A 14,270-nucleotide genomic window follows, 5' to 3' on the forward strand; every position below is an offset into this window, starting at 1 on the left:
ATTCTTAAGAGGGATTTCTGAAAGTATCTTAGGCTATATCTTTATGATCAATATTGCGAATGGCCATATAGGCAATACCTGCTCCTATCAAGCCAAGCGAGATCGACACCGCCGCTAAATTACCTAAGCGCGCTTGATCAAATCCACCAGAAATTAGGGACGTAACTAACACAGCCGAGACGATGGTGGCAGGGACTGATTTTTTCTTCATTCCAAAGTACAAAGGAATCAAAGCAATACCCGCTGCGTAAAATGCGTTTGCGCCTAACTTGATCAGCTCTGAAGTGATCATGGGAAGGTTTAACTCACCCGGAATAAGCCCTACAAAAGAATTGAATCCTATTAGGATAGCGCCAACCACAATGTCTGACACGATGATGGCAACAAATGTGAAGGCGAACACTATCAATATTTTCGCAGTCATTAGCTTTTTACGTGAGATAGGGTACATGAAGAGAAGAGTAATTGTGTTGTTCTTATACTCATCAATCACCAGCTTGCTAATAATAACGGAAGCGAAAATAATATAAGCAGCCTTAACAAAAACGAACACACCCTCAAACATATCTACGTAAGAAGCGAACGACGGTTCATTCTCATTTCGATCAACGAATAAAACCATAATCATAAACCCAAGAATAGCGAGATTGACGATTGCTGCCCCTGTAAGAAGAGTCTTTAGCTTATTCTTCCGAATCTCCAAAGATATTAATTTAAGCAACGCCTTCACCCCCAATCAATTGTAAAAAATAATCTTCCAGCGTATGTTGTTTCTTGCTGATGCTCTCAATCTCCACGTCTGCTAGCACTAACGCCTTATTCAGATCACGTTGTGAGATTCCACCGTCATAGATTCTTACTGTAATATGATCAAGTACTTTGAAGTTATTGAGGCCAAGCTTGTGCTCCAACACGTACACTGCTTTGTTAATCTCATTCGTAACCACTTCGATATATTCTGTATTTTGACCGCGAATGGAATCCATCGCCACCTCTTCTACCAGAGCACCCTGCCGGATCACACCGATAGTATCAGCAATCTGCTCGATTTCCCCCAGAATATGACTAGATACAAGTAACGTCATTCCATATTCACGGCTAAGCATCCGGAACACTTCACGCATCTCTTTGATTCCCACAGGGTCTAGTCCATTAATCGGCTCATCCAGAATGAGTAGCTCCGGTTTCGTCATAAAGGCTCTGGCAATACCAAGACGCTGCTTCATCCCAAGCGAAAATTGCTTCACCGGCTTTTTATCGATACCCGTAAGCTTTACCAGCTCCAGCGCTTCGCCAATCGCTTGCGGATCATAATAGCCCATATATTCTCCATGCAGGATCAGGTTTTCCTTGGCTGTGAGTTTATCATAAAACACTGGATATTCAATGATGCAGCCCATCCGTTTGAGCATTTCATACGAATGATTTGTCATTTTTTCATTAAAAAACTCAATCTCACCACTCGTCGGTTTAACGAGGTTCGTGATCATTTTCATGACCGTTGTTTTTCCGGCACCGTTCGGTCCAAGAAAGCCATAAATTTCACCTTGTTTAATATTCATATTCACATTGCTAACGGCTTCTTTGCCTTGGTAGGTTTTCGTTAAATTTCTTGTTCGAAGTATCGTAGTCATTTCCGTGCTCCCCTTTGTTTTCGTCTCGTCTTCCTTAGTTCTTATTGTACACAGCAGAATTTTCTTTTTTATTACTCGATTCTTACAAAAATCTTAAGCTGTACACAATTTCATTCTTTAGAAGCTTAATCTACGAAAAGAAAGGGTAAATACTGTTCTCACAAACGGTTGACTAACCAGTGTAATGGTACCATTCATCTGCTCCGTTAATCTTTTGGTGATCGTCAGACCCAGACCACTCCCTTGATATGATCGATTTCTCGAATCCTCCAGTGTATAGAGCCGTTCGAATACTTTATCCTGGTGAACTTCACTAATGCCTTTTCCCCTGTCCCAAACATCTATGTATACTTTGTTCTTATCACTATAGAGTTTCAAACCTAATACGCCTCCGGCATCCCCGTAAGCAATCGCATTCGATAACAAATTGGTCAATATCCGGTCAAGCGCCTCTTCGTTTCCCATGAAATAAAGCGAGTCATCAGGGATTTCTATCTCCACCTCACTGCCCTTGGCGCTAAGGATATCATAGAAAGAGAGAATATTACGTCTGCACACCTCACCTGCCTCAACACGTGTAAGATTGATTTCCCGATCCCCTGATTCCAGCTTAGCCAAGTCAAAGAACTTGTTCATCAGATGGATCACTTCATTTGCTTTTTGGTGAATCGTATTCATCATACGTTCCCGTTCCTCGGCTGGCATATGTTCATCCTGAAGAATCGTCTCAATATAACCGAGTACTACCGTTAGCGGAGTCTTAAGATCGTGGGAAATGTTCGACAGCATATTACGCATGGACTTCTCCAGCTTCACGCGCTCAATGCTTCCTTTATGATTAATGTCGAGCAGCCGATTTAGATCAATCAGCACACTTTGCAGCTCCACATTACTACTGAATAACAGCAGTCTTTCGTGTGAACCTTCAGCCATGATGCTACTTAGCTTGTCATGAATATATTTCAGGTCTCTGGAAGCTTTACGCGAATGCTGATATTGCCATACAATGACGACGAGCAGGAGTACAATGACCACACTAAACGCCATGCTCATTATAGCTGCTCTCCCAGCTTATATCCGATCCCCCACAACGTCTTGATGTACTCTGGATGCGAGGGGTCATCTTCTATTTTTTCGCGTAATCTTCTCATATGTACATTAATAACGTTCTCATCTCCGAAATAATCATCTGCCCATACGCTAGCATAAATCTGCGCTTTGGTGAAGACCCTGCCCGGATGCGTAACGAACAGCTTAAGAATATGAAATTCCTTAGACGTTAACTTCACCTCTTCCCCGTTCTTTAGCGCAGAGAAATTATCCAAATCTACAGTCAGGCCACCAATGGAAATTTTTTGCTTCGCAGGAATTGGAGCTTCCGGTTGGATGGTGGGGGTAGCATAACCCGCTCTTCGAATCGCAGCCTTCACTCTTGCAGCTAATTCGATCATTGAAAATGGCTTGGTAATATAATCATCCGCCCCAAAGCCAAGTCCAAGCGCTTTATCCACATCGCTGTCCTTGGCTGACATGATCAACACCGGAACTAGACTTGTCGCACGGATCGTCTGGAGAATATCAGTACCGCTGCGCTTGGGCAGCATGAGATCTAATAATACAAGATCAAAAGGATTACTAGTACGAAATGTCCTTTCCGCTACTTCACCATCAAACGCCGTTTCCACTTCATAGCCCTCTTTTACTAAATAGGATCTAACCATTTCACTAATTGCTTCGTCATCTTCAATTAACAATATTCGGTGCATGAATGCTGCCTCCAATGATCTGAGAATAAAAATTAGTTAAAAACTTAAGGTATTTCTTTAAGGTAAACGTGACTGCGGTGAATGTTTGGACTTCCGGTCGCTGTTGTCCCCAGATTTCTTGATTATATACCGTGTTTCACGGTTGAAATCCGGTGAGCCTATGCTTCCGGAGCGAGCTTTCCTACGGAAAGCTTTCAGGCGAACGCTATCGCTCCTACAGTTCCAAAATCCCCCTCCGCCACTCTTCCTTTTTAGAATGTTTTAGTTCAACTTATTTAAATTATTCATAATGCCCCTTAACCTCAGGCAGTTCCTTATAAATGCTTCCGGCCTGCACGATCTTAATGATCGCTTGGGCTAGTTCAGTCATCTGACCGTCATCCTCAGTATTCTTGCATTCCGTCCACTGATAATGACGCTCTCCACTATTAATCTGAACCGATAAATCGTAACTTACAACAGGTTTCCGATTACACTCGGTAGATAACTCTTTTTCATCTAAGTAATTCGCTAGAACCATTTCTTTATAGATTTGTCCACGTTCCTGTTCAGAAAGCTCAAAATCACTAACCTCGACTACTTCCCCATTCTGGAGATCTTTGACCAACTTCTTCTCTATCGTATTAATTTCGTTCTTTTGGTTCACACCATATTTTAAAACAAACTCAAACTTATCTTGTTTCGTGACGTCAAAAGAAATCTGTAGCAGCTCGATCTTTGCTTGTTCGCCCTCGCAGCCCGTTAAGGTATACGACAGAAGTTTATCCGTTTCGTTTCTAACAAGGTTCTGACAAGTGTATGTGGTTACTTGGGGACTACCAAACGTATCTTCGGAATTATCATGCCGCATTTCAATCCCTTGGTCAGTATATTTCAAGTCATTAAAGATCGGATCACCCTCAATTGTGTAATGAACCACACGCTGCTTACCCGCTTTATTTTGGATAAAAGCATCCAGCTTCTTAAGATTCTTAACAATCATTCCATGGCTGTTTATCACATCTTCTTGTTCATTAATGGTAGTTGTGAATTTGTCTTCTCCATTGGATGGCTGGTTAAAGCAACCGGTTACTATAAGCGCTATAAAAATCAGAAGAATACCGCTCGATCTCATCGATCATAACCTCCTTAAACACTCCATAAGTAGAATCATTTGTTAAAGTATACCAATAATAACGGGGGCTGGGTATCCCTTCAGAGGGATATCTGATGATAGAGAGATTGATAGGAATTTAAACTAGATAGCAAAAAAAGCTGATTGGATATCCAATCAGCTGTGCTTTTGTACCTCAGAAATCTCCTCAATATCTATCGCACTATATGCTTAACCTCTTTGTGAGTCTACGGAAATTCTCCGGCTCTTAATGCAAGAAATGCATCAGGAACGGTGCTGCTACTGCGCCACCTAACATACTAGTCCCAAATATTGCCCAGTCATTTAAAATATGTGCAATGATCGATGTCCAGATATTCTTTGTTTTCATGTAAGCAAGCGTTAGAATAATTCGAGCGATTCCGATTCCCAGAATGGCCTGAGCAAAATTAAAATTGTACGTTTTTAAGTGTAGTGCACCAAAAATGAGCGCTGTTACGATTAATGCAATAAACACGGACGCCTTGCGTGACATTTTAAAGCCAATAAAGCAAAGCTGCATAATCGCCAGGAATGGCAAGATCGTTAACAATTCCTCGCCAATTAATTGAAATCCTGAGAAGAACAATGTCCAGAGCTTCTCACCTGTTGAAAGGGTATCCCCATGACCTAGCACCGCATTTACTGTTACAGCTCCCATCGATGAAAGCAGCGCAGCTACCCCCAACGTTACGATGAAATTAATAATAAAGAATAAAATCCCGTATAATACATGACTTACTTCAGGCTTTTTGAAGAGAATTCCTAACTTCCCTTTGGTTGCCCACACTAATGCGATTAACGGAAACAGCGTGAATAGAAACGGAGCAATCTTGCTCTGCACTTCATTAGGCAGAAAAGGAATCTCTACTGTCATTGTTAAATAGCCTACAACGATACTTGCAAGGATCACTACCCATTTGCCAATAGGCATGAAATACGGCTGTCCATTATACAAAGGATAATCTACGGTTTGTTTTACTTTTGTCATGTTGCACGACCTTCCAACGCTTATTATTGTACTGTGAATCCTATCACTGGAATATGAACTATAAATGAACCGACAAGTTCATTTATAATCCCTGATGAAATGCTCAATTTCTGGCCGAAGATGGAGCATAAAAATAACCAGTCACCGACATCGATCGGTAACTGGTTATCTTTGAATTATCAATTGAATCCTAAGGAATCGTCAAATAATCTCGATATTCCGATAAGCGTGTGTTCGAACACATTTTCTGAAGTAAATATACCAATAGATGAATCAGCCAATCCCTTCTGGAGGGCGGGACTAAATAAATCGATGCTCTTGGCAATCTGTCCGCCAATAACGATGCGGTTTGGCTGATAGTCTATAACATAGGACTTTAGCATCCTAGCCAATCGTGTACCGAATTCTTCAAACACCTTGCAGCACAAGCTATTCCCGTTTCTTGCTTGTTCTGCGAGTTCCTTCACGTCCATTCCTTTTTCTAGAGCTCCCATCTGCTCAGCCAGGCGAAGAATTCCCCGACGTGAGAAGGCATTATCTATGGTGCTCTCCATGAAAGGTTTATCAAAAAGCCAACCGTCCTTGGGGACACCTGGTCCTTCGTTCAGGATCGATGCACGATCAATAAATGCGGAGCCTAGCCCTGTCCCTAAAGTTAACGAAATATATCGTTCATTTGGAAATAACCTACTTACGCCTAAGACAAACAGCTTCGCATCATTCTCAAAGCGAATATCTGCCTGCAGCAGGTGCTTCGCCCATTCCTTATGTTGTAAGGTATTGAACCGGGTATATAATACTTCTCGTACATTCTTACCATACAATGCCTCATATTTACTAAGCCCCTGAATATAACAGATACCTTGCTGATAATCAAAGGGCCCGGGAAAGGCGAGACTGATGCGCCAAGTACAGTCTGAGGATTTCCCTAGTGTAACGGAATAGAACTGATATTGATCTTCAAATATAGAAATAAATTGGTCTATAATCACATCGGCATCTTGGTCAGCGAAGGAAGGATGTTGCTTGCAGCTAGCCTGTAGCAATTCTCCATCCACGACCAAACCAGACTTAATAAAGGTTCCTCCCACGTCTAAAGCGATCACGACTTTAGGCTTCAAAGGAGACTCACATCCCAGACCTTGGATACGCCAGCTTTCACTACTCGTGCGCCATAACCATTCTATTCTTCTATTGAATTAATAATTCTCCACGATAATTAATATGATGGTATTTTGATAACTGCAAGCTACTTACGAATCACCTTGAGAAAATCATAAAGATATATAACGGATTCTCCCTCCCGTCATATTGCCCCTCCCCTACCCATATACATAATATGAACTACATTGATCGACCCATCTATATGAAGCCAAACCTCATTTCGTGAGGGTTTATTCAGGTTGGATCTACAGAATTATAGGAGGGAGCACAGAATCATGCCAAGCGAAGAAATTAATGCGTTGGAGCGGGCGATTGCTGAAATTACGGAAATAGCTACTGGCTTCGGCTTGGATTTTTATCCCATGCGTTATGAAATATGCCCTGCAGATATTATTTATACATTCGGCGCTTATGGAATGCCGACACGATTTGGTCACTGGAGCTTCGGAAAAACATTTCACAAAATGAAATCCCAATACGATTTCGGGCTGAGTAAAATATACGAGCTCGTCATTAACTCCAACCCTTGTTATGCCTTCCTGCTCGACGGAAACTCGCTGATTCAGAACAAGCTGATCGTAGCTCACGTGCTGGCGCACTGCGATTTTTTCAAAAATAACATGCGTTTCTCCATGTCCAACCGGGATATGGTCGAGAGCATGTCGGCTACAGCGGATCGGATCGCCGGTTATTCAGTAATCTACGGTACCGATGCAGTGGAGCGCTTCATCGATTCCGTGCTGGCCATTCAAGAGCATATAGATCCCAGCCTGATTCAGCCGCGTAAGCTAGGTAAGACCCATCTGCTGGAAGCCAAAATGAAAGAACTCAAGGATGCCCCTCCGGGTGGCTCCAAACCAGCTAATCCGTACGACGAGTTATGGAATCTAGACAAGAGCAATTCTGGACCACAGGAAGCATCATCCGGAAATCGTGCGTTCCCACCTGAGCCGGAAAAAGATATTGTCTGGTTCATCCAGCAATATTCCACCGTCTTGGAGGATTGGCAGCGCGATATTATGACGATGCTTCATGATGAAATGCTCTACTTCTGGCCACAAATGGAGACGAAGATCATGAACGAAGGCTGGGCTTCGTACTGGCATCAGCGCATCGTCCGTGAACTGGATCTGACCGAAGAAGAAACCGTAGAATACGCTAAACTAAATTCCTCCGTCGTGCAGCCTTCACGGCAAAGCCTGAATCCATACTATCTTGGTCTAAAAATCTTCGAAGACATCGAACGCCGCTGGGACCGCGAGAAAATATTTGAGGTTCGCGAGTTGGAGTCTGATACTTCTTTTATCCGCAGCTATCTGTCCAAAGAACTGGTGAACGACCTCGATCTTTATGTTTTTGAGAAAAAAGGGCCGGAATGGAAAATCACCGACAAAGCATGGGAAAACGTACGGGATCAACTGGTACTCGCTCGAGTCAATGGCGGGTCACCTTACTTGGTCATAGAGGATGCCGACTTCGAGAAGAATGGCGAGTTATTTATCACCCACCGCTATGAAAGTATCGAGCTGGACCTGAAGTACCTGGAGCGCACACTCCCGCATATCTACTCATTATGGGGGCGCACCGTTCATCTGCAGACCGTCGTGGAGGACAAAAAGGCGCGGTTCTCGTATGATGGCAAAAAGGTGCAGCGGAAGTTTATTTAAAGAGAATAAGGCTCTATAACTTGAAAAACAAAGCGGCAGAACTGGACGCGTAGTACGTCCCTGGTCTGCCGCTCTTTATTTGGTCTATTGATTATTCGGATTCATTTAACATCTTTGAAAAATATTTCGGAGCCTCAGTAAATCCTTGTCGGGCATAAAATCTATGCGCATCAGTTCTTCTGGAGTGGCAATGAACTTGAATTCGGTCACAGTTTCTTTTTCTAGCTAAATCAGTGCAATATTCCTCAAGCATCCGTCCAATTCCCTTGCTCCTAATGGCATTACTTACCACAAGATAGCTTATAATTGCAGTATCCCCTGTGAGCCCTAATTGAGGTATGTAATGCATGGAAATGCAAGCGACTACTTTATGATCTTCCTCGAAAACTAATAATTCCTCATCCGGATGCAGGACTAGCTTTTCTATTTTTTCTTGCATGAATGCTTCTGTCTCTGGATAACCCAACTGCTCTAATAATTCGGATATGTCTTTCCAGTCCTCTACTTTTGCTTCTCTAATCATCTGTTTCACTCCCCGAGATTATCAAGTTACACGTCTATTTAATCTATTAGACTACGGGAGGGGATAAGCGTCAATCCTCCTACAATAAATGAGAAAGCCCGCAGCGTATAACCCGCTGCGGACCTTCTTACGTCGACACCCCGTATCGACTGAATAATTGAACTTTGCAAATGCTGCAAAGGTAAAAGTAACGTAGGGGAAGTTTGGAACTGTAGGAGCGTAGCGTTCGCCTTTGTTTCTGGATTTAATCCGCTAAGGAATAATCAATAAATCCAGAGACAACAGCGACCGAAAGTCCAAACATTCCCCGAAGTTACGATCATCACCGAGCAGCATTTGCCCTTACATATCATTCAGTCGATTTTTTCACAGGAACATAAATCTCCATCACCGTATCCGGACGCGAGTGGCAGCGTTCATCATAGAATTCGAAATCCAGTTTACTATCATCATAATCGTAGCCACTATCCTTAAACCATTCTTCGAAGATATACTTCCATGTGCTTTTTATAACCTGTGCAAACTGTATTTGCTCTGTATCCGTTGATGTATCCACTGGCGGCGTTGTGAACACAGCATATTCGGCTTCTGGCACATCCATCGTCAACATATCATCTTCCACCTTGGAGTAGTCCTCTACAATAACACCTAGAAGATAAGTCGCATTACCATTATCTGAGGAAGGAATACATAAGCCGACTTCTCCGTGTTTAGGCGGGTTTAGTATTTTATACATTTTGGACTCCAGATTCTCACCCTCATAATGACTCCAAAAAGATGCAATATCCTTGGTGTACATACTTCCAGCAACATTAGTTTGGATCCCATACCCAGCGACCTTAAATGCAGGCTTGCGAACAATAACAGGGTTCATTATAAAACCTCCGATTTCAATTAGTGTTTTTCCTTTAGTAAATCCGTCCATCCGTGCGGCATACTGTGTCGGGCTATAGCCAAAAGCCTTGCGAAAGGCCTTAGTGAATCCACTTTGTGTCTCAAAACCATAGTCCAGCGCGATATCAATGATTCTTCTACCGGCAAACAATTCAATGGACGCTAAAGATAATTTCCGGCTCCGCACATATTCCATCACGGACATTTCCTTGCATAAGCTGAACACTCGGCAAAAATGATACACCGAATATCCAACCTCAGCGGCTATTTCTTCCACTGTTATATTTTCTTTGATATGAGCTTCAATATATTCAACACATTTCTCTATATCTTTACTGTAATTCAAGTGCAGCACCAGCCTTCCCCCGTACGGTGATTTCATTATACCAACTGCAAGCGAGTAGGATTGTTCCTGTTTTGCTGAGCTGTATGATGCTGTATGATCTAACACTTTCTTTAGTTAGCTGTCATAGAAAACTGCAAATGTGCAGCTTTTTACATTGATATCGTCCTCATCTAGCTCAAAAGCTGCAAAAATACAGGAATTTTCCCTACTTGGGATTTGAAAGTGACTTACACCGCAAAAAAACTGCAGATTTGCAGGAATTACTAATTTAAAGAGCTTTGCCATATATAATAATGTACATTTGCAGTTTTTTCCTGTAAGGGCGGCTCCCCCTGCTACTTTTCATGGTTCATGCATTACTTTTCGGATGCGCGACCAAAGCCTAATTCCACACAATCTCACGTATTGATACACGTAAAAAATATCTATCACATAAAAAAAGACCACCAAATGGTGGTCCGCAAATTCACTTGTATTCTTTTACCGATTAAGCAGACTGCCCACATACTTCAGCAGCTCATTAGCGCATATTGGGCAATAGTGATGCCCATCAATAAGTCTAGCGCACACCTCATTGATCCGTTTAAGCTGACTTTCATCCGGCGTTTTGGACGAGGTGGTGATTTTGACGATATCTTTGAGATCTGTGAATAGCTTCTTCTCAATCGCTTCCCGTAGGCGGTCGTGGTTGTTGTACTCGAATTTCTTCCCTTTGCGTGAATACGCGGAAATCCGGATCAGGATCTCTTCCCGGAACGCTTTTTTCGCATTCTCAGAGATACCGATTTGCTCTTCAATCGAACGCATTAACCGCTCATCCGGCTCCATCTCCTCATCCGTCAGCGGATCGCGGATTTTGGACCAATTGCAGAAGGCTTCGATATTATCGAGATAATTCTCAAATAATGTCTTGGCGGACTCCTCAAAGGAGTAGACGAAGGCCTTTTGCACTTCGCTTTTAGCTAAAATGTCATATTCTTTGCGGGCAATGGAGATGAAGTTCAAATAACGCTCCCGCTCCTCTTTTGTAATCGATGGATGCTGATCCAGGCCGTCTTTAATTGCACGCAACACATCCAGTGCGTTCATGCACTGCAGATCACCTTTGATCAAAGCACTGGAAATCCGGTTGATAACATACCGCGGATCTATTCCGGACATGCCTTCATCCAAATACTCCGTTTGCATCTCCTTGAGATCTGCTTCTTTGTAGCCTTCGACCTCTTCACCATCATACATGCGAAGCTTTTTGATCAGATCCATGCCTTGTTTTTTACTTTCTTTCAGACGGGTCAGGATCGAGAAAATAGCAGCGGCACGCAGCGCATGTGGCGCAATATGCACATGGTTCATATCACTCTGGGCGATCAACTTCGCGTAGATTTTTTCCTCTTCCGATACTCTGAGGTTATACGGAACAGGCATCACAATCATACGGGACTGGAGCGCTTCATTCTTTTTATTAGAAATAAACGACTTATACTCGGTTTCATTGGTGTGAGCTATGATCATTTCATCCGCACTGATTAGCGCGAACCGGCCAGCCTTGAAATTTCCTTCTTGCGTCAGTGACAGCAGATTCCATAGAAACTTTTCGTCGCATTTGAGCATTTCTTGAAATTCCATCAGCCCACGGTTAGCTTTGTTCAGCTCTCCGTCAAAACGGTAAGCGCGTGGATCGGATTCCGAACCAAATTCAGTAATGGTCGAAAAGTCGATACTTCCTGTCAAATCGGCGATATCTTGCGACTTCGGATCGGATGGACTAAAAGTACCAATCCCTACCCGCTCTTCTTCTGACAAAATGACACGAGCCACTTTAACCTGCTCAATATCTCCCGCATAATCATTTCTCAGCCGCATCTGGCAGGATGGGCACAAGTTGCCCTCAATACGCACACCGAGTTCTTTTTCAATCTCTGGACGAAGCTCCAGGGGGATCAAATGTAGTGGATCCTCATGCATCGGGCAGCCCTCAACCGCATATACCGCACCCGCATCCGTCCGCGAGTATTGTTCCAAACCTCTTTTTAACAGCGTGACTAGGGTCGATTTCCCCCCACTGACAGGTCCCATCAATAACAGAATCCGTTTACGAACATCTAGCCGGCGTGCTGCAGAGTGAAAATACTCCTCCACTAACTTTTCGACTGCACGATCAAGTCCAAAAATCTCTTGTTCAAAAAACTTATAACGTTTGCGTCCGTTTATGTCCTCTACGCCATGCGACTTGATCATGTCATAAACGCGGGAGTGAGCGGTTTTTGCGGGAGAGGGGTCTTTTTTCAAAAGTTCTATATATTGCTTGAAGGTCCCGCTCCACGCCAAACGGTCGTTCTCAGCCCGATACGAAGCTATTCGCTCAAAAATATCCATTGCTCGCTGCCTCCTCTTGCGCTCCTACTTGCTCTCCTATAGCGTTAAAAAGTGTATTACATACCTATGCGGCAAGCGCGGAATAGTTGACCTCTTTTTTGCTGTGCTATAATAGAGAATCATAAAATCGCAGTAAAACCTTAATGAGAACCCGAAAAAAAGAGCTACGGGAGTGACACTATGGCGGTACGACATGAAACGGAGCTGTATGCTCCTTTGAAGGTTTTTTTTGAAAAGCAAGGATACAGCATCAAGGGTGAGGTTCGGACTTGTGATTTGGTGGGTATTCGTGAGGATTTAGAGCAGCCTCTAATCGTAGAGATGAAAAAATCGTTCAACCTCGCCTTGCTCCTGCAAGGCGTGGAACGGCTAAAGCTCAGTCCTACGGTCTATCTCGCAGTAGAACGTGTCCGTGATAAAAAAGGAGCGGTAAACCAGCGCTGGGGCGAGATTAGCGGACTGTGCCGCCGCCTTGGTCTCGGGCTGATCACCGTTGTTTTTTATAAGACCAAGGCCCCGCTGGTCGAGGTGCTCGTCGAGCCGGACGAGACGCCACCTGCGCAGCGCAGCAACAAGCGGCGGCGCGAGCGCCTGCTCTATGAGTTCCGCGAGCGCAGCGGAGACTACAACACCGGCGGCAGCACGCGCGTCAAGCTCGTGACGGCCTACCGTGAGAAAGCGCTGCGTGTCGCGCTTTCTCTGCAGGCAGCGGCGGCGGAGGCCGCCGTCGCTGCCGAGAAGGCCGCTGCGAAGGCTTCGCTCGCAGCGGGCAAACGTGCAGCGGCGAGCACCGCTGCACAGGCTCCGGCGCTGAGCTCAGCGCCGGAGAGGCGTGCTGCCGGGGACACGGCAGCACGGGAGGCAGCGGCGGCTGGCACGCGAAGCGGTGCCCCTAGCGCTGCCTCAAGCGCCCGCTCGGCCGGGATCTCTCCGGCCGAGCTGCGGAAGCGTAGCGGCGTACCGAACGCCGCCGCTATGCTACAGCACAACTACTACGGCTGGTTCCACCGTGTCAGCCGTGGGCGCTATACCCTGACCCCAGCCGGTCAGGCCGCGCTAGTAGAATACGCCGCTATAACTGGCGGCGTACCCCATGACAGCAATCATCACAGTAATTAGCTTGCCTATACTAAACAAAAAATTCTTTCAATTTCAAATTTTTGCTGGAGCCTTTATCTTTTTCTCTGCTTTTGATCTTTCACTCTGACTTTTATCATTATCCGATTTTGATCTTTTACTTCTATTTTGATCTTTTACTTCGATTTTCGTCTTTGAATTAGGTTCTAATCATTTACTCGGACTTTAAACTTATTATTCTAATGCACACGTAACGATGTTCAGGTAACGCCAAAAAGCATCCCATCGACGGGATGCTTTTTGTGTTCCAATCCGTTAAGCCATAGAAATAGAACTAACCTTCGAAGTATTAATCTCAAACTGACAAGTTGAATTAAGGAGAAATCATCCCTATAATTCCTCAATATACGCGCTATAAACCGATATATAGGGATTTCCTCCCTATAAAAGCATAGATTGCTCCATAAAAAGGGCTTTTTCTGAAATTTATAGGGAGAGATTCCCTATAATCTCCATTCCAGAATATAAATCAGCCAGTTATAGGGAGAAATCCCCTATAATGACCTCCCTCGCACTCTACTCCTTGCCTAATGCACCTCTCTGTCCCTTATGACTTCCAGGGTGTGTCATACATTATTCTGCCAGTTCATCTGCCCACACATCTACCTGCGCATATGACCGCTCATCAACCTGTGCGTTA

At 44.1% G+C, this 14,270-nt stretch carries 12 protein-coding genes; 2 read left to right on the top strand and 10 right to left on the bottom strand.

All coding sequences use genetic code 11. The features are described from left to right. Positions 1-28: 28 nt before the first annotated feature. The 7 genes from NSQ29_RS18800 to NSQ29_RS18830 form a co-directional block, all read right to left on the bottom strand. Positions 29-721, bottom strand: a complete 693-nt coding sequence (locus NSQ29_RS18800; RefSeq protein ID WP_341125825.1) for an ABC transporter permease — start codon at positions 719-721, stop codon at positions 29-31. Continuing rightward, positions 714-1,634, bottom strand: coding sequence for an ABC transporter ATP-binding protein (locus tag NSQ29_RS18805; RefSeq protein WP_042186309.1), 921 nt, complete (start codon positions 1,632-1,634; stop codon positions 714-716). The genes NSQ29_RS18800 and NSQ29_RS18805 overlap by 8 nt, the downstream gene beginning before the upstream one ends. Before the next feature lie 117 nt (positions 1,635-1,751). Then, positions 1,752-2,687, bottom strand: a complete 936-nt coding sequence (locus tag NSQ29_RS18810; protein WP_341125826.1) for a sensor histidine kinase — start codon at positions 2,685-2,687, stop codon at positions 1,752-1,754. Continuing rightward, positions 2,687-3,400, bottom strand: a complete 714-nt coding sequence (locus tag NSQ29_RS18815; RefSeq protein ID WP_076284202.1) for a response regulator transcription factor — start codon at positions 3,398-3,400, stop codon at positions 2,687-2,689. The genes NSQ29_RS18810 and NSQ29_RS18815 overlap by 1 nt, the downstream gene beginning before the upstream one ends. Before the next feature lie 280 nt (positions 3,401-3,680). Beyond that, positions 3,681-4,514 carry a DUF4362 domain-containing protein gene (locus tag NSQ29_RS18820; protein ID WP_341125827.1) on the bottom strand — a complete coding sequence of 278 codons (834 nt, stop codon included), beginning with the start codon at positions 4,512-4,514 and terminating at the stop codon, positions 3,681-3,683. A 247-nt stretch (positions 4,515-4,761) separates the two neighbouring features. Then, positions 4,762-5,523: a CPBP family intramembrane glutamic endopeptidase gene (locus tag NSQ29_RS18825; RefSeq protein WP_042186303.1), complete on the bottom strand. Its 762-nt coding sequence runs from the start codon at positions 5,521-5,523 to the stop codon at positions 4,762-4,764. Positions 5,524-5,702: 179 nt separating this feature from the next. Beyond that, positions 5,703-6,644, bottom strand: coding sequence for an ROK family protein (locus tag NSQ29_RS18830; RefSeq protein WP_341125828.1), 942 nt, complete (start codon positions 6,642-6,644; stop codon positions 5,703-5,705). Positions 6,645-6,962: 318 nt separating this feature from the next. Here NSQ29_RS18830 and NSQ29_RS18835 point away from each other — a divergent pair, with 318 nt between their 5' ends. Continuing rightward, complete coding sequence (locus NSQ29_RS18835) at positions 6,963-8,354, top strand: SpoVR family protein (RefSeq protein WP_341126788.1); 1,392 nt, start codon at positions 6,963-6,965, stop codon at positions 8,352-8,354. A 91-nt stretch (positions 8,355-8,445) separates the two neighbouring features. On the opposite strand, the gene NSQ29_RS18840 is transcribed toward NSQ29_RS18835, so the two are convergent. The 3 genes from NSQ29_RS18840 to NSQ29_RS18850 all read right to left on the bottom strand — a co-directional run bounded on the left by NSQ29_RS18840 (position 8,446) and on the right by NSQ29_RS18850 (position 12,493). Continuing rightward, positions 8,446-8,877: a GNAT family N-acetyltransferase gene (locus tag NSQ29_RS18840; RefSeq protein WP_234529879.1), complete on the bottom strand. Its 432-nt coding sequence runs from the start codon at positions 8,875-8,877 to the stop codon at positions 8,446-8,448. A gap of 349 nt (positions 8,878-9,226) precedes the next feature. Beyond that, a complete protein-coding gene (locus tag NSQ29_RS18845; protein ID WP_231573406.1) occupies positions 9,227-10,153 on the bottom strand; it encodes an AraC family transcriptional regulator in 927 nt (308 codons plus the stop codon). Positions 10,154-10,597: 444 nt separating this feature from the next. After that, positions 10,598-12,493 (bottom strand): PrkA family serine protein kinase, encoded by a 1,896-nt coding sequence (locus tag NSQ29_RS18850; protein ID WP_042186251.1) that lies wholly within the window; start codon positions 12,491-12,493, stop codon positions 10,598-10,600. A gap of 180 nt (positions 12,494-12,673) precedes the next feature. Here NSQ29_RS18850 and NSQ29_RS18855 point away from each other — a divergent pair, with 180 nt between their 5' ends. Continuing rightward, complete coding sequence (locus NSQ29_RS18855; RefSeq protein WP_341125829.1) at positions 12,674-13,612, top strand: DUF2161 family putative PD-(D/E)XK-type phosphodiesterase; 939 nt, start codon at positions 12,674-12,676, stop codon at positions 13,610-13,612. Positions 13,613-14,270 lie beyond the last annotated feature (658 nt).

The sequence above is a fragment of the Paenibacillus sp. FSL F4-0236 genome (assembly GCF_038000135.1).
GTDB lineage: Bacteria > Bacillota > Bacilli > Paenibacillales > Paenibacillaceae > Paenibacillus_AQ.